Consider the following 16,509-nt stretch of genomic DNA (forward strand, 5'->3'; position numbering starts at 1 on the left):
GGCCCGGCTCTTCCGGCGGGGTGGGGAGGAGAGTGCCGCGCAGGAACTGCGGCTCATCGACGCTGCGCGGCAACGGCTCGTCGACAGCTCGGAGAGCGAGCGCGGATCGGTGGAGGACCGGCTTCGGAACGAGCTGATGATCCAGCTGGCGGCGTTTCTGCAGAAGCACCCGGATGCGGCACAGGAACTCCAGGACTTGGTCGACCAGGCCAAGGGGGCGAACGACGGCGGTGGGGCGCGGACGAGCGTGCACCACAACACCGACAGCATGGTCGTCATCTCCGGCGGCGACATCAACGCCTCGGGCGGCTTCCACTACCGCGCTCCGGAGCAGAGCCGGTGAATGAGGACGGTTTTTCCGGGCCCGTACCGCCTCCGCCTCCGCCTCCGCTCGCCGCCCCGCCGATGCCTGGCTTCCAAGTGCAGGTCGACGGCAACCAGAACTCGAAGATCATCGTGGCCGCCGGCTCCATCACGATGAAGGACAAGCCGCAGCTGCCGGTGGTCAACATCCCGCAGGCCGAGCTCGACGTCGTACGACGGGCGTGGGTGGAGCTGGATGTGCGCGACCAGCGCGTGCCGACCGCAGAGAAGGCCGTCGCCCGTCTCACCGGGGACGGGCCTCGCCTGGCAGTCGTCACGGGCCCGCCTGGGTATGGCAAGCGAACCGCCGGAATCAAGGCGTTGTGGGAGGTGGCCCAAGGCCAGTCCCTCAAGCTCCAGGAGATCGTGCCCGACTGGGAGAAGCCCGGCTCCCCGGACGTCGCCGAGCTGCCTGATGAGCCGGGCACGGGCTACCTGCTGGACGTGGCTGCGGAGATCAGCGACTGGCAGAATCGGGGCGCTTTCGCTCAGCAACTGGTGAGTTACGCCGAAGAGCTGAGGCTCTCGGGCTCGTTCCTCGTTGTGATCGCCGATGAACACGGCTGGCCCGAGGCGGTGGCGGGGGCGGTAGCGGGCGTCGTCGTCCGTGCCACGGCTCGACCGTCCGCGCGTCGCGTGGCCAGGATGCATTTGGAGTACGTGCACCACCAGCCGGGCCGCCTGCACTGGCTGACCGGTGTGCCGTCGGGCACTGGCCTGGCCGGCAAGGCAGCGCAGCAACTGACCGACGGCAGCCGACCCGCGGACGCCGCCGACCTGGCCGCCAAACTCGCCGCTGCGGAAGACTCCCCGAAGGGTCTCGAGAGAGCCCTGAGCGCCTTCCAGGAGTGGCGCACCGACGTGCGGGACGTCTTCTCTGCGACCGAGAACAATCCGGATGACCGCGCCCTGTTGATCTCCGCTGTCTTCCTCAACGGCAAGGATGCGCTGACTGTTCAGGACGGCGCCCGGGAACTGCTGGGTGAATCACCGAAGGCAGACGTCCGCACGATCCTGACCGGACCGGATCTGACCAGCCGGCTGACCGCGATGGGCGCCGAGGTCACCGGGCGGACGGTGTCCCTGGACCACAAGCCCGGATACGCCCGTGCGGTCCTGCTCCACCTGTGGCAGCAGCGTGCCGACATCCACGCGCACCTGCTGAAGTGGCTGGACACCATCACATCCCCGAAGGGGGCGGGTAGCGACCTGGCTGCCATCAGCGACCTCCTGGTCGAACTGGCCGTCGCCGAGAACGACATCCGGGTCGTCCAGAAGGTCCACGCCTGGATCGACAACGGAGCAGACAGCCCCGAGCACCGTGCACTGATCGCCCGCTTCCTGACCGTCGCCGCGGAGTCGGACACACTGGGCGCCGGGGTCCGGGGTCTATTGCTGGACTCTGCGCAGGAGACTTCGAAAGCCGTCGCAACGGTCGTCGCCCTGGTCTGCCGTGGTGAGTTCGCCGAGCACTACCCGCGCCAGGCCCTCGTCCGCCTGCGGCACATTCTCGACCGGCCCGAGCCGGACGAGGCCGTACGGACGGCGCAGGAGGCGCTGCGGGACATAGCCGCACGCGACGGCCAGCTGCCACGCGTATGGAACACGGTCATCAAGTGGGCTACCGAGAAGAAGCACCTGGCGGGACACCGAGCCTTCCTGTCGCTGCTGGATCCAAGCGTGGATCCGTACGTTCTACAGGTCATGCTGGCCGCGGCCGAGCTGAAGCAAGACGTCAGGGAAGCGCTTGTGGCCGGCTGGAACGCGGCTCTGGCGGACACCCGCGTCGAAGTGGAATGCCGACAGCTGCTGGCCGCTTGGGCCGAGGTGCGGAAGACGGCGGACGTGCCGACCGAGCTCATGACGGAGATCATCAACCAGGTCGTTCTGGATCACCTGGTCGCCACTCCGGTCTCGGCCCTCATCTTCGGCGAGCCCGGGGTCGCCGACGGCGAGGCGGTCATCGAACTGCGCAAGGACCTCCGGCTGCCTCCGGCGTTGTCGTCTCTTGTCTCCGCCCACGAACACGCTTCGGCGGGGTCCTGACCGATGGCCTCCACAAGATGGTCGCGCCGCCGCGAGCGCAGGGCGGTACGGCGCGGTCTGAGCCGCTTCGAAGTCCGCCTGCGCAGTGCCTGCCCCGGAATCGGCTTCAGCGCCCGGATCACGGCCACGGTGCTCACCGAGCCGCCGTACCCAGGCCCGGTGGAGGAGATCGCGGGGGCGGTGCGCAGCACGCTCAGGGCTGCTGCGGGCAAGGTCTCCAAGACGTGCGACCCAGCCGATCTCGCTTCGGCGCGGGACGTCTGCGGCCAGCATCTCGCCCGGCTGCGTCGGCTGCCCACCGACCCTCCCGTCGAGTTCACGGCCGAGCTGACGCTCGATCTGCTGCCCGACGATCGGGCCGCCGTGGCCGCACTGCTGGCCGCTCAACGTCGGCAGGCCGTTACCGATCTCCTCCGCCGGCAGAAGACCGACGCGCTCGCCGTGGAACTGGCCAACCCGGCCGCCCTGTTGGCGCGATGGATCGAGCGGGACAACGCGGACTTGTCTCAACTTCCCACCCTCGCCGACAAGGTGAACACGGTAGCCGGGGTGTTCGCCCAGCACCGCCCGGAGGACGAGCGGACCGTCGAACACGAAGCCGTCGAAGTGCTGCGCGAGTTCCTCTCCAGCTTCCCCGACCACACCCAGAAACAGATGCTGTACACCCTCCTGGCCGCCGGCATGCACAGCGCCCAGCGACCACACCACGCCGCAAAGGCCCAGGCACTGGTCAACGGGCACGTCGTGGTGGATCCGGCGGGTGAGTCGTGAGGAGGGCGGCAGGTCCGACCCGTGCTTGCGGACGTGGTGGTCCGGTGAGCACGTCCGTGTGGCGGTGGCTGCTTACGCCGTGGACGAGTTGGCGCGCTGGGCGGCTGGCGCGGGCCAGCCGGGGCAACCTCTCGTTCGACGCGGCGTGGCGGCGTACGAGGCTCGAAAAGAACCCGGATGACATGCCCTATCAACAGTACGGCCATCTCCCGGCGGACGGTGGGCTCCACGATCCGACTGCGCGCCTCCGGTGAGTCCGGGGGCGCTCACATCTGCTCCGTATCTGCCTGCTCTGGCTCGGAGCCTGCGTCCCGCTCGCTCAGTGCCTGACAAACGTCGTGCAAGAGGCTGTGAATAAAGAGTCCGAGCAGCTGGTCGACCTCAGGCGGCCATGACCAGGCGTAGGGCGTTGGCACTGGGCTGAGTGCGGGCCAGGAAGTTCCTGGCCCCCTCCGGTCGCGCGCAGTTGATGCCCCGAAATCCGCTGGCCAGGATTCACTACGCGCCACTGCCGGAATCCGTCGCAGCCGAAGTACGCAAGGTCGTCAGCACGTTGAGCTGACGACGCCCGGATCAGCCTCTGTCTTTGAGGAGTTCGGCGATTTCGCGGGCCGCGTCGCGGGCCGGGCGGCCGACGCCGATGAGGGTGGCCGAGGCAGGGCCGGTCCAGTCTCCGTAGCCGAGCAGGTGCAGACGCGGTTCGTCCACGGCTCGCGTGCCCGCGGTGGCGATGTGGCCGCGAGGGCCGCGCAGGCCCAGGGGCGCCAGGTGCGAGAGGGCCGGACGGAAGCCGGTGCACCAGATGACCGTGTCCGCCGGAACCCGCGTGCCGTCGGCCCAGGCGACTCCGTCGCGGTCGAGGCGTGTGAACATCGGCGATGCCTTGAGCAGCCCGGCGTCCCGCGCCTCACGTACGGGCGGTACGGCCACGATGTCGCCGAGCGAGGCGACGCCCCCGGTGTCGGCACGGCCCTCCTCGAGGGCGCGGCGGCGGGCGGAGGCCGCGTCGAACAGGGCGCGGCCGTCGATGTCGTCGGCGAGGAAGCGAGGTGGGCGTTGGGTCACCCAGGTCAGCTCGGTGTCGTGCGCCAGGTCCGCGGCGATCTGCGCGCCGGAGTTGCCGCCGCCGACCACGACGACGCGCTGTCCGGCGAAGTCGAGCGGATTGCGGTACTCGACGGTGTGCAGCTGCCGTCCTCGGAAGTCCGAGCGCCCGGGCACGGCGGGTAGGAAGGGGCGCCACCAGGTGCCGGTGGCGCTGATGACGGCCTGGGCCCGCCAGTCGCCCGAGCCGGTCTCGACGCGCAGGAGTCCGCCGTCCCGGTGGATGCCGGAGACGCGGACCGGCCGGTGCACTGGAAGGCCGTACCGGTGCTCGTATTCGGTGAGGTAGCCGACCACGTGCCGTGCGTCCGGGTAGGTCTCCCCCGCCTGTACGGGCATGGGCCGCCCGGGCAGCGAGGAGTACGCGGCCGGGGAGAACAGGTGCAGCGAGTCCCAGGCGTGTCGCCAGGCGCCGCCCGGCTCGGCCTGGGCGTCGAGGATGACGAAGTCCAGGCCGAGGCGGCGCAGGTGGTAGCCGGCGGCGAGCCCGGACTGGCCGCCGCCGACGATCACAACCTGCGTGCGCTGGGCGGCCGTCACGAGGTCCGCACCATGCCGGTGCAGTCCGAGCAGTGCATCAGCTCTCCTGCGGTGCCGCCGTCAGCCGCCGACCGGTGCTGAACCTCCGCCGCCAGGCCAGGGAGACGTACACCAGAGCCACCAGCACCGGGACCTCGATGAGCGGGCCGACGACACCGGACAGGGCCTGGCCGGAGGTGACGCCGAAGGTGGCGATGGCGACCGCGATGGCCAGCTCGAAGTTGTTGCCGGCCGCTGTGAAGGCGAGTGTGGCCGTGCGGTCGTAGGCGAGGCCGATGACCTTGCCGAGGGCGAACGTGCCGAACCACATGACCGCGAAGTACACCAGCAGCGGCAGCGCGATACGGGCGACGTCCAGCGGCTGCGAGGTGATCGTCTTCCCCTGCAGGGCGAAGAGGATGACGATCGTGAAGAGCAGGCCGTACAGCGCCCACGGGCCGATCTTCGGCAGGAAGCCCGCCTCGTACTGCTCGCGGCCGAGCTTCTGCTCGCCGATGCGGCGGGTGAGGAAGCCGGCCAGCAGCGGGATGCCGAGGAAGATGACGACGTTCAGGGCGATCTTCCACATGGAGATGTCGAGGTGCTCGCCGTCGCCCAGGCCCAGCCAGCCGGGCAGCAGGTCGAGGTAGAACCAGCCGAGCACGCCAAAGGCCAGGACCTGGAAGACCGAGTTCAGTGCCACGAGCACGGCGGCGGCTTCGCGGTCGCCGCAGGCGAGGTCGTTCCAGATGATGACCATGGCGATGCAGCGGGCGAGGCCGACGATGATCAGGCCGGTGCGGTACTCGGGCAGGTCCGGCAGGAAGATCCAGGCCAGGGCGAACATCACGGCCGGGCCGACGATCCAGTTGATGACCAGCGACGAGGCCATGAGCCTCTTGTCGCCGGTGACGGCGTCGAGCTTGTCGTAGCGGACCTTGGCCAGGACCGGGTACATCATGATCAGCAGGCCGATGGCGATCGGCAGGGAGATGCCGCCGATCTCGACCTTCGCGAGGGCGTCGTTGAGGCCGGGGATCACACGGCCGAGGCCGAGGCCGATGGCCATGGCGAGCAGGATCCAGACGGCGAGGAAGCGGTCGAGCGTCGACAGCTTGGCGACCACCGATTCTTCGGTGGTCGCGGGTGCTTCGGTGCGGGTCACGGACAGGCCCTCTTGTTGTCGGCGGCATTGCGTGCGGACTCGGCTAGGTCGGCGAACTGGCCGGCGAGCTGGGCGATGACGTCCGGGCGCACCTTGTAGTAGGTGTACCGGCCGCACGGCTCCGTCTCGACGACCCCGGCCTCCCGCAGCACCCTGAGGTGGTTGGAGAGGTTGGTCTGCCGGGCGCCGGTCTCCTCCACCAGGTGGGTGGTACACAGCGTCTCTCTGGCCAGCAAGGTCACGATCTGGAGCCTGAGTGGGTCGGCCAGAACCCGGATCAGGTCAGTGTCGACTGACGTCATCATGGGCTGATACTCTCACATCAGTGGTGGCTGACACCACCGGGTGCTGATGTGAGCTGTGCCCGTTCCTTGCGAGACAAGAGAGACCTCTGATGTCCGACAAGCCCTCTGTGCTCTTCGTTTGTGTCCACAACGCGGGCCGCTCCCAGATGGCCGCCGCGTGGCTGAGCCACCTGGCCGGGGACCGCGTCGAGGTCCGCTCCGCCGGTTCCGCGCCCGGCGACAAGGTCAACCCGGCCGCCGTCGAGGCCATGCGCGAGGTCGGTATCGACATCTCCGCCGAGACCCCGAAGATCCTGACCATCGACGCGGTCAAGGAGTCGGACGTCTGCATCACCATGGGCTGCGGCGACACCTGCCCGGTCTTCCCCGGCAAGAAGTACCTCGACTGGCAGCTGGACGACCCGGCCGGCCAGGGCGTCGAGGCCGTGCGGCCGATCCGCGACGAGATCAAGAAGCTGGTCGAGGGCCTGATCGAGGAGATCGCGCCGGAGAAGCCGGAGACCACCGCGTGAGCGAGATCCGGAACGTCATCGTCATCGGCTCCGGACCCGCCGGATACACCGCCGCCCTCTACACCGCCCGCGCCGGCCTCGAGCCGCTCGTCTTCGGTGGCGCCGTCTTCGTAGGCGGCTCGCTCACGACGACCACTGAGGTCGAGAACTTCCCCGGCTTTCCCGAGGGCATCGACGGCCCGGATCTCATGCTGAACATGCGGTCGCAGGCCGAGAGGTTCGGCGCCGAGATCGTCGAGGACGATGCCGTCGAAGTCGACCTGAGCGGGGACATCAAGGCCGTCACCGACACCGCCGGGACCGTGCACCGGGCGCGGGCCGTGATCGTCGCGACCGGTTCCGGCTACCGCAAGCTCGGCCTGCCGAACGAGGAGGAACTGTCCGGGCGTGGCGTGTCCTGGTGCGCCACCTGCGACGGCTTCTTCTTCCGTGACCGGGACATCGTCGTGGTCGGCGGTGGCGACACCGCGATGGAGGAGGCCACCTTCCTCACCCGCTTCGCTCGCTCGGTCACGGTGGTCCACCGCCGTTCCACCCTGCGCGCCTCCCAGGTCATGCAGAACCGGGCCTTCGCCGACGACAAGATCTCCTTCGCTTTCGACAGCGAGATCGCCGAGATCAAGGAGAAGGACGGCATGCTCGGGGGCGTCGTGCTCCGCGATGTCTTCACCGGCGCTACCCGCGACCTGGACGTCTCCGGTCTGTTCATCGCGATCGGCCACGACCCGCGCACCGAACTGTTCAAGGGCCAGCTGGAGCTGGACGAGGACGGCTACCTCAAGGTGCAGTCCCCGTCCACCCGCACGAACATCCCCGGCGTCTTCGCCGCCGGTGACGTCGTCGACCACACCTACCGCCAGGCCATCACCGCCGCCGGCACCGGATGCGCGGCCGCGCTCGACGCCGAGCGGTACCTCGCAGCCCTCGCCGATGCGGGCACGAGCGAGTCCCACACCGAGGACGAGCCGCTCGCGGCCGCCGTCTGACGCCCCACCCGCAGGAGAGAAGCACCCCATGGCTCTCAAGAACGTGACCGAGGACTCCTTCGAGCAGGACGTCCTCAAGAGCGACAAGCCCGTCCTGGTCGACTTCTGGGCCGCCTGGTGCGGCCCGTGCCGCCAGCTGGCGCCTTCCCTGGAGGCGATCGCAGCCGAGCACGGCGACAAGATCGAGATCGTCAAGCTCAACATCGACGAGAACCCGGCCATCGCCGCCCAGTACGGCGTGATGTCCATCCCGACGATGAACGTCTACAAGAGCGGTGAGGTCGTGCAGACCATCGTCGGCGCCAAGCCGAAGGCCGCCTTGGAACGCGAGCTGGCCGACCACCTCGTCTGACGCGTGGCTACCTGTGCGATTCCCGCGCAGTACTGATCATCAGAGGCTGGTAACCAGGCGCCGGGGCACTCAGCCAGGAGTCGGTAGCTCGATCCGGCCCGGGCGTCAGGCCGCATCCGCAGTCGTCAGGAGCTTGCCCATCGCGGCAAGGACGGACGGCTCGACCCGGTAGTACACCCACGTGCCGCGCCGCTCCGAAGTGAGCAGCCCGGCCTCCTTGAGCTTCTTCAGGTGGTGGGAGACCGTCGGCTGGGAGACGCCGACATCGGAGATGTCGCACACGCACGCCTCGCCGCCCTCGTGCGAGGCCACCGCCGAGAACAGCCGCAGACGCACCGGATCGCCGAGCGCCTTGAACATCCGCGCGGCGGTCTCGGCCTCCTGCGCGGTCATGGGGCGCTCGGTGAGCGGCGGGCAGCACGGCACCACAACCTGGCCGGCGTCAGGCTCCAGCAGCGGCAACACCCTCGCGTTTGACATACGTCTATGTTGACATATGTCGAACCAAGTGAGGGAGGGCGGCAAGCGACATCACGTGCTGGACAGGTGGGCGGCCAGTCTCCGAGCGGCGCGGGCTGCGTCGCGGCCCACACCGCGCAGGGAGTTGGAGGACAGGCTTCGCTGCCATTCCAGGCCGGTGAACGCCAGGCCCGGGCGCACGGAGGACGCGCCGTCGCGGTGCAGCGGATGACCCGTACCGTCGAGGGCGCCGAGTGATGCCAGGTAGGGCAGGTCCGGGCGGTAGCCGGTGGCGAGCAGGATGGTGTCCACCGCCTCGGCGCTCCCGTCGGCCCAGGTCACTTTGCTGCCCTCGGCGTCGGTGAACAGCTCCCGCCGGTCCGGCGCTCCGTCCGCGACCGCGGCCCGGTAGTGGCCGTCGTCGATGACCAACTGGGTCGGCGGAGTCCGCACCAGGCGGCCGAGCGGGGCGGTGTCGAGGCCGATTCGCTTCAGCCAGAAGTGCAGGTCGCGGCCGAGAATGCGCTGACGCGCGAACTTCACCGGGTGACGGCTGGCGAGCGTCACCTGTGCCACGGCGGCGAGTTCGGCGGCGATCTGCACCGCGGAGTTCCCGGCGCCCACCACGACCACTCGCTGACCGGCGAAGGGCTCGGGGCGTCGGTAGTCGGCGGCGTGCAGCACCGCACCCGTGAACCGCTCCAGGCCAGGCAACCCCGGACGATGCGGGCGGCCGAAGGTGCCGGATGCGGCGACCACCGCCCGGGCCGCCAGGCGCCCGCCGCCCTCCAACTCCACGACGAACCCCGGGCCGTCTGCCCGCACGGCGGTGACGCGGCTGCGGGTGCGGACGTCGGCGTCCAGGCGGGCGGCGTAGGCGGTCAGGTAGGCGATGACCTCGTCCCGGTGCGGGTAGCGGTCCGGATCGCCGCCGGGGAACGGCATGCCCGGCAGTGAGCTGTACCGGGCGGGTGAGAACAGGGTGAGGTTGTCGTAGTAGCGCGGCCACGACCCGGCGGCCCGTTCGGACGCCTCCAGGACCACCGGCTGAAGTCTCTCCCGCAGCAGGGCCTGCGCCGCGGCCAGCCCGGACTGACCGCCGCCGATCACCGCTACATCGATGTGCTCCATGAACCATCCTCGCCTGATTCGGTGAATGTCTATGTTGACGCTCATCGAATCAGGTGCCATGCTGGCTGCGCAAGCCATTGACAGACGTCGAAACATGCAGGGAGTCGCCGTGAACGCGCCCGCCACCGCCGAGCTGCCCGTCGTTGTGATCGGAGCCGGACCGACCGGGCTGGCCGCTGCCGCCCACCTCGTCGACCACGGCATCGAGCCCCTGATCCTGGAAGCCGGTCCGGCCGCCGGAGCGGCAGTGCGCGAGTGGGCGCACGTGCGGCTGTTCTCCACCTGGGGCGAGGTCACCGACCCTGCCGCGGAGAAGCTGCTCGCCCCCACCGGCTGGGTCAAGCCGGACCCCGCCACCTACCCCTCGGGCGGTGACTGGGCCAAGCAGTACCTTCAGCCACTCGCCGACGTCCTGGGCGAGCGAGTCCGCTTCGGCGCCACCGTCACCGGCGTCTCCCGAGCCGGCCGTGACCGGATCGTCGACGCCGACCGGGAAACCCAGCCCTTCGTCGTGCACCTCAGGAACGCGGACGGCACGGAAGAGCGCGTCTTCGCCGGCGCGGTGATCGACGCCTCCGGCACCTGGACCACACCGAGCCCGGCCGGCGGCAGCGGCCTCCCGGCGCTGGGCGAGAAGGCCGCCGCCGACCACGTCACCTACCGTGTCCCCGACCTCAAGGACCCGGCCGTACAGGCCCGTTACGCCGGGAAGCGCACGGCGGTCATCGGCTCGGGCGCCTCCGCCTTCACTGCCCTGGCCTACCTGGCCGACCTCGCCAAGTCCGGCGACGGCACCGGGACGCGGGCGGTGTGGATCCTGCGCCGCGGGATCTCGGGCTCCACCTTCGGCGGCGGCACCGCCGACCAGCTTCCCGCCCGAGGCGCCCTGGGCCTCGCGGCGAAGGCCGCCGTCGACGAGGGCTACGCCGATGCCGTCACCGGGTTCCGCACCGAGGCGATCGAGCGCGACGGTGACGGCCGACTCGTGCTGGTGGGCGAGGACGGCCGACGCCTCGATGCCGTGGACGAGGTGATCGTGCTGACCGGCTTCCGTCCCGACCTGTCGTTCCTGTCCGAGGTCCGCCTCAACCTGGACGAGCGCCTCCAGGCGCCGGTCGAGCTCGCACCGCTGATCGACCCCAACCAGCACTCCTGCGGCACCGTGTACCCCCACGGCCACCGCGAGCTGTCCCACCCCGAACAGGGCATCTACCTCGTCGGCATGAAGTCCTACGGCCGCGCGCCGACGTTCCTGGCCATGACCGGCTACGAGCAGGTCCGCTCCGTGGCCGCCGCCATCGCCGGCGACCTGGAGGCCGCCGACCGTGTCGAGCTCACCCTGCCCGAAACCGGGGTCTGCGGCGGCGCCGGACTCTTCGACCAGCCCGACGCCGATGCCGACGCCGGAGGCTGCTGTGCCCCCGCGCCCGCTCTGGTCCAGATCGGCAGCGCCCCGGCGACCGAGCCGACCGCACCCACCGAGCAGGCGTCGGGCGGCGGATGCTGCGGCTCATGACCGACGTCGCCACCAGCGGGGCCGCGACCGGAACAGGGGACCGGTCGCGGCCCCGCGCCGCCCTGCCCGCGCTCTGCGCCACGCAGATCACCAGCTGGGGCATCGTCTACTACGCCTTCCCCGTCCTGAACCCGCAGATCACCGCTGACACCGGCTGGTCCACAGGCGCGACCACGGCCGCCTTCTCCGCGGCACTGCTGGTCTCCGCACTGGCCGGAATCCGCGTGGGGCGCCTGCTCGACCACCGCGGGCCGCGCGCCGTCATGACGACCGGCTCGGTCCTCGGCGTGCTCAGCCTCGTGATCGTGGCAGCAGCCCCCAACATCGTCGTGTTCGTGGCCGGATGGCTGTGCGCCGGACTCGCCATGGCGTCCACCTTCTACCAGCCCGCCTTCGCGGCCCTCACCCGCTGGTGGGCGCCCGACCACATCCGCGCCCTGACCATCGTGACACTCGCCGGCGGTCTCGCCTCCACGGTCTTCGCCCCCGTGACCGCCGCGCTCGCCGACCACATGTCCTGGCGTACGACCTACCTGGTGCTCGCCGCAGTCCTGGCCGTGATCACGATCCCGGCGCACGCCCTCGCCCTGAAGGCTCCCTGGCCTGACGCACCCCACTCACCCGTAATGGCGGAACAGGCCGCTGAGCGGGCGGAGCGAACCCGCCCGTTCTGGATGCTGGCAGCAGCGCTGACCTTCTCGTCCTTCGCGATGTACGCCGTCGTCATCGCTCTGGTCCCGTTGCTGCTCGAACGCGGATACACCACCACCCAGGCGGCCTGGGCCCTCGGCCTCGGCGGTGCCGGACAGACCCTGGGCCGCACCCTGTATGCCGCACTCGCCCGCCACACCCGACCGACCGCCCGCACCACCGCCCTGATCGCGCTCGGCGGTGCCACCACAGTGGCCCTCGCGCTCGTCCCCGGCCCATACGCCCTGCTGGTCAGCCTGTCGATCGCAGCCGGTGCGGTCCGAGGCAACCTCACTCTTCTCCAGGCCACGGCGGTGACCGACCGGTGGGGCACCACGCATTACGGCCGACTGTCAGGACTCCTCGCCGCTCCCGCCTCGATGGCCGCGGCACTGGCACCGTTCGCCGGAGCCGTGCTCGTCCTGCCCTTGGGCGGCTACTCCCAGATGTTCGGCGTGCTGGCCGTCCTCTCCGTCCTGGCGTCCCTCATCGCCCTGCGCACGACCGTACGGTCCGGTGACGGCAGCCCTCATGTCTGATCCGGGAAAACTCGTGACCGGTAGTTGTCCCGGGCCCGGCCCAGGCACAGAGAGGCCGCCCTTCCCCTTGCTACGTCCGTAGCAAGGGGAAGGGCGGCCTCTGCAGTCTCAGTGGCTGCCGGTCAGCTGGCCGGCGAGGCGCTCGTGCATGTCGGCGCTGGACTTGTTCAGGCCGATGATGGTCACCTTCTTGCCCCGCTGGGCGTACTTCGTCTCGACGGCGTCCAAGGCTGCGACGGAGGAGGCGTCCCAGATGTGGGCGGCGGAGAGGTCTATGACGACGTCGTCCGGGTCGTCCTTGTAGTTGAACTGGTAGACGAGGTCGTTGGAGGAGGCGAAGAACAGCTCGCCGGTGACGGCGTAGACAACCTGGTTGCCGTCGGGGTCGACCACACCGGAGACGTTGACCAGGTGCGCGACGCGCTTGGCGAAGACGACCATCGCGGTGATGCAGCCGACCACGACGCCGATGGCCAGGTTGTGGGTGGCGACCACGCACGCGACGGTGACGACCATGACGGTCATCTCGCCGAGCGGCATCCGCTTGATGGTCTTCGGGGCGATGGAGTGCCAGTCGAAGGTCGCGAACGACACCATGATCATGACGGCGACCAGGGCGGCCATGGGAATGTCGGAGACGACCGGGCCGAAGACGATGCACAGCACCATCAGGAAGGAGCCCGCCAGGAAGGTCGACAGGCGGGTGCGCGCGCCGGACACCTTCACGTTGATCATCGTCTGGCCGATCATGGCGCAGCCGCCCATGCCGCCGAAGAAGCCGGTGATGATGTTGGCGACGCCCTGGCCGATCGACTCACGCGTCTTGCCCGAGTGGGTGTCGGTGATGTCGTCGACGAGCTTGGCCGTCATCAGCGACTCCATGAGACCGACCAGCGCCATCGCGAAGGCGTAGGGGGCGATGGTGGTCAGCGTGTCCATCGTGAAGGGCACGTCGGGCAGGCCCGGCACGGGCAGCGAGGAGGGCAGCTCACCCTTGTCGCCGACGGTCGGCACCGCGATCGCGGCCGCCACGGTGATCACGGTCAGGACGACGATGGAGACCAGCGGGGCCGGGATCACCTTGGTGACCTTCGGGAAGAACACCATCAGGGCGAGACCGCCGATGACGAGCGGATACACGGCCCACGGCACGTCGTGCAGCTCCGGCACCTGCGCCATGAAGATCAGGATGGCGAGGGCGTTGACGAAGCCGACCATGACGCTGCGCGGCACGAACCGCATGAGCTTGGCCACACCCAGCGCGCCCAGGATCACCTGGAAGACGCCGGCGAGGATGACGGCCGCGATCAGATAGCCGAGACCGTGCTCGTGATTGAGCGGGGCGATGACCAGGGCGATCGCGCCGGTCGCGGCGGAGATCATGGCCTTGCGGCCGCCCACGACCGAGATGACGACGGCCATGGTGAAGGAGGCGAACAGGCCGACCGCCGGGTCGACCCCGGCGATGATGGAGAAGGAGATCGCCTCGGGGATCAGGGCCAGGGCGACGACCAAGCCGGCCAGCACCTCGGTACGGAAGACCTTCGGGGAGTCGAGCCAGTCGGGCTTGGCCAGGCGGAACTTCGGGGCTGCGGACAGCGGTGAGGACATGCAACCGTTTCTGTTCAGGCGGATGCGCCAGCAGAGGGCGGACGCGTCCACGTCGTACACGACTCCGCGCACGAATGAGGCGGAATCCTCGGCGGCCCGGCCACTTCAACGGGGCCCAGCCGATCTGCAAGGCAGCCGTCCGGCTGCCGGTCGGGCATCATGGCCCGGAAGTCTTCGGATGCCATCGGGGCCCGGTCAGCCCACGCTATGGCGTTCACTCCTGCCGTCACTCTCGACGGCGGCCGTGAACACGTAGAGACTCTACCCTGACGTGAGGGCAGAGTGCGACTTGCGGCTTGTGAAACACAGGTAAATACCCGCCGAGATCCCGTGATTCATCTCACGTAAGGTGGGTTGCTTTACGGATTCGAAAATCGAAGAAAACAACGAAGGGGATCATGGGGCGATGACGGATCAGCGGCAGATGCAGATCGGTGAGGTGGCCGAGCGGACCGGTTTGTCTCTGCGCACCATCCGGCACTACGAGGAAGTGGGCCTGGTGATCCCCTCGGCCCGCAGCAAGGGTGGCTTCCGGCTGTATACGGAGTCCGACGTCGAGCGCCTGATGGTGATCCGCCGGATGAAGCCGCTGGACTTCTCCCTGGAGGAGATGCGCGACCTGCTGGACATCACCGACCGCCTCGCCGCCACCGACGACCCGCCCGCCGGCGAGGAGCGCGAGCGGCTGCGGGAGCGGCTGGACTCCTACCGCAAGGTGGCCGACGCCCGCTGCGAGACCCTGCGGGCCCGTCTGGAGATGGCCGAGGACTTCGCCACCACACTCCGCCGCCGCCTGCAGGCCGATGCCCGCGCGGGCACCTGAGCCGCGTCGGCGGTCGCAGCACCAGACGGGGGCCACGGCTATGGCGGTCCGCCCCCTGATGCGGCCCGGGAACGGCTTTGCAGGCCGGAAGCCCGTGGCTGCGCCCGCCACAGGGTGAGTCACCCGCCCAACCTCGCCCCGGCGCGCTGGCGTGCTACTAGGGGTGCAGCAGGTGCAGGCGGCCGGGCAGGGCCTCGATGCGCAGTGGGGCGCGCACCTCGCGGGCGGGTGCGCCGTCCACGTCCAACCGGTAGGCGCCCCAGGCGCGTTCGAAGCGAAGTCGGCGGATGAGGCGTCTGCCGAAGGAGTCACCGCGCGCCTCCAGCAGCCCCTCCTCGGCCAGGGTGATGCGCAGGGGCAGGTCGCCGGGTGCGGTGATCTTCTCGTTGCCGAGGATAAGGCGAGCGTTGCCCGGGTGCGGCTGCAGGGAGACCAGGATGGTCTCGCGCACGGCGACGCCGAAGCCGCCGTCGGGGAGATGGATGCCGATGACGGGGCTGCGATGGGCTCCGAAGGCGTTCAGCTCGCCGCCCGACCGCCCCTCGGGGCGGTCGATCAGCAGCGGCAGCTGCCACAGGGCCGCGGCCCGCATGGCCTGCTCCGGATGGGGTCCTCCGGCGTGCACCAGTAAATCGACGGCCGGGCGCCGGACGCCGCGGTCTGGGCCGCCACGCTCGCCGGCTTCGGGGATGGGACTCAACTCCGTGCTGCGTATGCCGTGTTCGGCCAGCCGTGTGCGCAGCAGCAGGGCCCGCTCCCGGCCACCGCGGTCCCAGCTTCGCACGATGGCCAAGGTGGGGCGCACGGCGGGGAGGGTGCCGGCGAGGCGTACGGCGGCCGCCAAGAAGCGTTCAGTCTCCGGCCCGTCCGTGGCGGATCCGGTGCCGGGGGGCGAGGTCGAGGACAGCATGCGGACTCCTTGCGCACTCGGGACGGACTGCCGATCAGGCGGCTTCGGGGGTGCGGTCCGCAACCGCGCCGGGGGTGTGCGGCCCGCGAGACCTGCGGGGCAGGACAGGAGGCGGCCTCGCGGGCTGCGACCCGACGGCCGCTTCGGAACGACGGCCCTGAGGCCCCGCCTCTGTGGCCCGAGGCGGGACGAACGGTGGCCTTCCGATGTTCATCTCTAACCTAACGTGAGAGTCGCTTGGTGTGAAGCAGACTCCTCGGCGCGGCAGCCCCAGGTAGGCCCTCTACGCTTCCGGTCTTCCTCAGCGCAGGCCGGCGGCCGGGTCGGAGGTGAGCCAGCCGCGGGCGCCCCAGAAGTCGACCGCCCGGCAGATCGTGCTCAGGCACCGCTGCGCGCGGTCGCCGCCGTCACCCCAGTGCCCGAGGCTCCAGCGGGCGAGCCGGTCGGCGGCGCCGTCCTCGTCCAGCACGGTCAGCCGGTTGTGGGAGCCCAGATGGGTGCCCAGCAGCAGCATCGCGGTGGCATCGGCCTGCCCGGAGGACTCGCCCATGAACGTGGCGATGGCCTGCCGGACGGTGGGCGCCATGGACGGCGACGGCGCGGCCTTCGGCTGGGTCTGCCGAGGGCGAGCCGGGCCGCGCGGAGCGGGTGAACTCTTCGCGGGTTCGGCTGAGTTCGCCGCGGCGGCGGGAGCGTGCTTCGGGGGT

General features: G+C 70.0%; 16 protein-coding genes and 1 pseudogene. 9 read left to right on the forward strand and 8 right to left on the reverse strand.

Annotation, left to right across the window (positions count from 1 at the left end):
- The 3 genes from C1J00_RS45365 to C1J00_RS21835 all read left to right on the forward strand — a co-directional run.
- Nucleotides 1–343, forward strand: a 343-nt coding sequence (locus C1J00_RS45365; protein ID WP_180989642.1) for a hypothetical protein, incomplete at its 5' end; no start/stop codon positions are given.
- Between the two features lie 62 nt (nucleotides 344–405).
- Nucleotides 406–2,409: a hypothetical protein gene (locus tag C1J00_RS21830; protein WP_146046230.1), complete on the forward strand. Its 2,004-nt coding sequence runs from the start codon at nucleotides 406–408 to the stop codon at nucleotides 2,407–2,409.
- 3 nt (nucleotides 2,410–2,412) lie between these two features.
- Nucleotides 2,413–3,180 carry a hypothetical protein gene (locus C1J00_RS21835; RefSeq protein WP_102910763.1) on the forward strand — a complete coding sequence of 256 codons (768 nt, stop codon included), beginning with the start codon at nucleotides 2,413–2,415 and terminating at the stop codon, nucleotides 3,178–3,180.
- A 573-nt stretch (nucleotides 3,181–3,753) separates the two neighbouring features.
- On the opposite strand, the gene C1J00_RS21840 is transcribed toward C1J00_RS21835, so the two are convergent.
- Genes C1J00_RS21840 through C1J00_RS21850 form a run of 3 tightly spaced genes read right to left on the reverse strand, consistent with a single transcriptional unit; the run spans nucleotide 3,754 to nucleotide 6,273 of the window.
- Nucleotides 3,754–4,824 (reverse strand): ArsO family NAD(P)H-dependent flavin-containing monooxygenase, encoded by a 1,071-nt coding sequence (locus C1J00_RS21840; RefSeq protein ID WP_102910764.1) that lies wholly within the window; start codon nucleotides 4,822–4,824, stop codon nucleotides 3,754–3,756.
- Nucleotides 4,825–4,861: 37 nt separating this feature from the next.
- A complete protein-coding gene (gene arsB / locus C1J00_RS21845; protein WP_102910765.1) occupies nucleotides 4,862–5,968 on the reverse strand; it encodes an ACR3 family arsenite efflux transporter in 1,107 nt (368 codons plus the stop codon).
- Nucleotides 5,965–6,273 carry an ArsR/SmtB family transcription factor gene (locus C1J00_RS21850; protein ID WP_102910766.1) on the reverse strand — a complete coding sequence of 103 codons (309 nt, stop codon included), beginning with the start codon at nucleotides 6,271–6,273 and terminating at the stop codon, nucleotides 5,965–5,967. The genes arsB and C1J00_RS21850 overlap by 4 nt, the downstream gene beginning before the upstream one ends.
- 89 nt (nucleotides 6,274–6,362) lie before the next feature.
- Between C1J00_RS21850 and C1J00_RS21855 the strand changes: the two genes are divergently transcribed.
- The 3 genes from C1J00_RS21855 to trxA are packed head-to-tail and all read left to right on the forward strand — an operon-like array spanning nucleotide 6,363 to nucleotide 8,123.
- Complete coding sequence (locus tag C1J00_RS21855; RefSeq protein ID WP_102910767.1) at nucleotides 6,363–6,785, forward strand: arsenate reductase ArsC; 423 nt, start codon at nucleotides 6,363–6,365, stop codon at nucleotides 6,783–6,785.
- Complete coding sequence (gene trxB, locus C1J00_RS21860) at nucleotides 6,782–7,771, forward strand: thioredoxin-disulfide reductase (RefSeq protein WP_102910768.1); 990 nt, start codon at nucleotides 6,782–6,784, stop codon at nucleotides 7,769–7,771. Before C1J00_RS21855 ends, trxB begins: the two co-directional genes overlap by 4 nt.
- A 28-nt stretch (nucleotides 7,772–7,799) precedes the next feature.
- Nucleotides 7,800–8,123, forward strand: a complete 324-nt coding sequence (trxA, locus tag C1J00_RS21865) for a thioredoxin (protein WP_102910769.1) — start codon at nucleotides 7,800–7,802, stop codon at nucleotides 8,121–8,123.
- 105 nt (nucleotides 8,124–8,228) lie between these two features.
- Here trxA and C1J00_RS21870 read toward each other — a convergent pair whose 3' ends face one another.
- Complete coding sequence (locus C1J00_RS21870) at nucleotides 8,229–8,603, reverse strand: ArsR/SmtB family transcription factor (protein WP_102910770.1); 375 nt, start codon at nucleotides 8,601–8,603, stop codon at nucleotides 8,229–8,231.
- A gap of 51 nt (nucleotides 8,604–8,654) precedes the next feature.
- Nucleotides 8,655–9,713, reverse strand: coding sequence for a flavin-containing monooxygenase (locus tag C1J00_RS21875; protein WP_102910771.1), 1,059 nt, complete (start codon nucleotides 9,711–9,713; stop codon nucleotides 8,655–8,657).
- Nucleotides 9,714–9,822: 109 nt separating this feature from the next.
- Here C1J00_RS21875 and C1J00_RS21880 point away from each other — a divergent pair, with 109 nt between their 5' ends.
- A complete protein-coding gene (locus C1J00_RS21880) occupies nucleotides 9,823–11,229 on the forward strand; it encodes an NAD(P)-binding domain-containing protein (protein ID WP_102910772.1) in 1,407 nt (468 codons plus the stop codon).
- Complete coding sequence (locus C1J00_RS21885; RefSeq protein ID WP_102910776.1) at nucleotides 11,226–12,458, forward strand: MFS transporter; 1,233 nt, start codon at nucleotides 11,226–11,228, stop codon at nucleotides 12,456–12,458. Before C1J00_RS21880 ends, C1J00_RS21885 begins: the two co-directional genes overlap by 4 nt.
- 108 nt (nucleotides 12,459–12,566) lie before the next feature.
- On the opposite strand, the gene C1J00_RS21890 is transcribed toward C1J00_RS21885, so the two are convergent.
- Nucleotides 12,567–14,069: a SulP family inorganic anion transporter gene (locus C1J00_RS21890; RefSeq protein WP_102910777.1), complete on the reverse strand. Its 1,503-nt coding sequence runs from the start codon at nucleotides 14,067–14,069 to the stop codon at nucleotides 12,567–12,569.
- A 406-nt stretch (nucleotides 14,070–14,475) separates the two neighbouring features.
- Here C1J00_RS21890 and C1J00_RS21895 point away from each other — a divergent pair, with 406 nt between their 5' ends.
- Nucleotides 14,476–14,892, forward strand: a complete 417-nt coding sequence (locus C1J00_RS21895; protein ID WP_102910773.1) for a MerR family transcriptional regulator — start codon at nucleotides 14,476–14,478, stop codon at nucleotides 14,890–14,892.
- 157 nt (nucleotides 14,893–15,049) lie between these two features.
- Here C1J00_RS21895 and C1J00_RS21900 read toward each other — a convergent pair whose 3' ends face one another.
- Nucleotides 15,050–15,802 (reverse strand): hypothetical protein, encoded by a 753-nt coding sequence (locus C1J00_RS21900; protein WP_102910774.1) that lies wholly within the window; start codon nucleotides 15,800–15,802, stop codon nucleotides 15,050–15,052.
- Between the two features lie 301 nt (nucleotides 15,803–16,103).
- Nucleotides 16,104–16,509: pseudogene (locus C1J00_RS21905) on the reverse strand (hypothetical protein); the annotation flags it as partial.

The organism is Streptomyces cahuitamycinicus (genome assembly GCF_002891435.1).
GTDB classification, from domain to species: Bacteria; Actinomycetota; Actinomycetes; order Streptomycetales; family Streptomycetaceae; genus Streptomyces; species Streptomyces cahuitamycinicus.

Bases quoted from the DNA above. Each gene is read 5' to 3' on its own strand.
- C1J00_RS21830 (WP_146046230.1), top strand. From the start codon at position 406: ATGCCTGGCTTCCAAGTGCAGGTCGACGGCAACCAGAACTCGAAGATC.
- C1J00_RS21835 (WP_102910763.1), top strand. From the start codon at position 2,413: ATGGCCTCCACAAGATGGTCGCGCCGCCGCGAGCGCAGGGCGGTACGG.
- C1J00_RS21850 (WP_102910766.1), bottom strand. From the start codon at position 6,273: ATGATGACGTCAGTCGACACTGACCTGATCCGGGTTCTGGCCGACCCA.
- C1J00_RS21855 (WP_102910767.1), top strand. From the start codon at position 6,363: ATGTCCGACAAGCCCTCTGTGCTCTTCGTTTGTGTCCACAACGCGGGC.
- trxA (WP_102910769.1), top strand. From the start codon at position 7,800: ATGGCTCTCAAGAACGTGACCGAGGACTCCTTCGAGCAGGACGTCCTC.
- C1J00_RS21870 (WP_102910770.1), bottom strand. From the start codon at position 8,603: ATGTCAAACGCGAGGGTGTTGCCGCTGCTGGAGCCTGACGCCGGCCAG.
- C1J00_RS21875 (WP_102910771.1), bottom strand. From the start codon at position 9,713: ATGGAGCACATCGATGTAGCGGTGATCGGCGGCGGTCAGTCCGGGCTG.
- C1J00_RS21885 (WP_102910776.1), top strand. From the start codon at position 11,226: ATGACCGACGTCGCCACCAGCGGGGCCGCGACCGGAACAGGGGACCGG.
- C1J00_RS21890 (WP_102910777.1), bottom strand. From the start codon at position 14,069: ATGTCCTCACCGCTGTCCGCAGCCCCGAAGTTCCGCCTGGCCAAGCCC.
- C1J00_RS21895 (WP_102910773.1), top strand. From the start codon at position 14,476: ATGACGGATCAGCGGCAGATGCAGATCGGTGAGGTGGCCGAGCGGACC.
- C1J00_RS21900 (WP_102910774.1), bottom strand. From the start codon at position 15,802: ATGCTGTCCTCGACCTCGCCCCCCGGCACCGGATCCGCCACGGACGGG.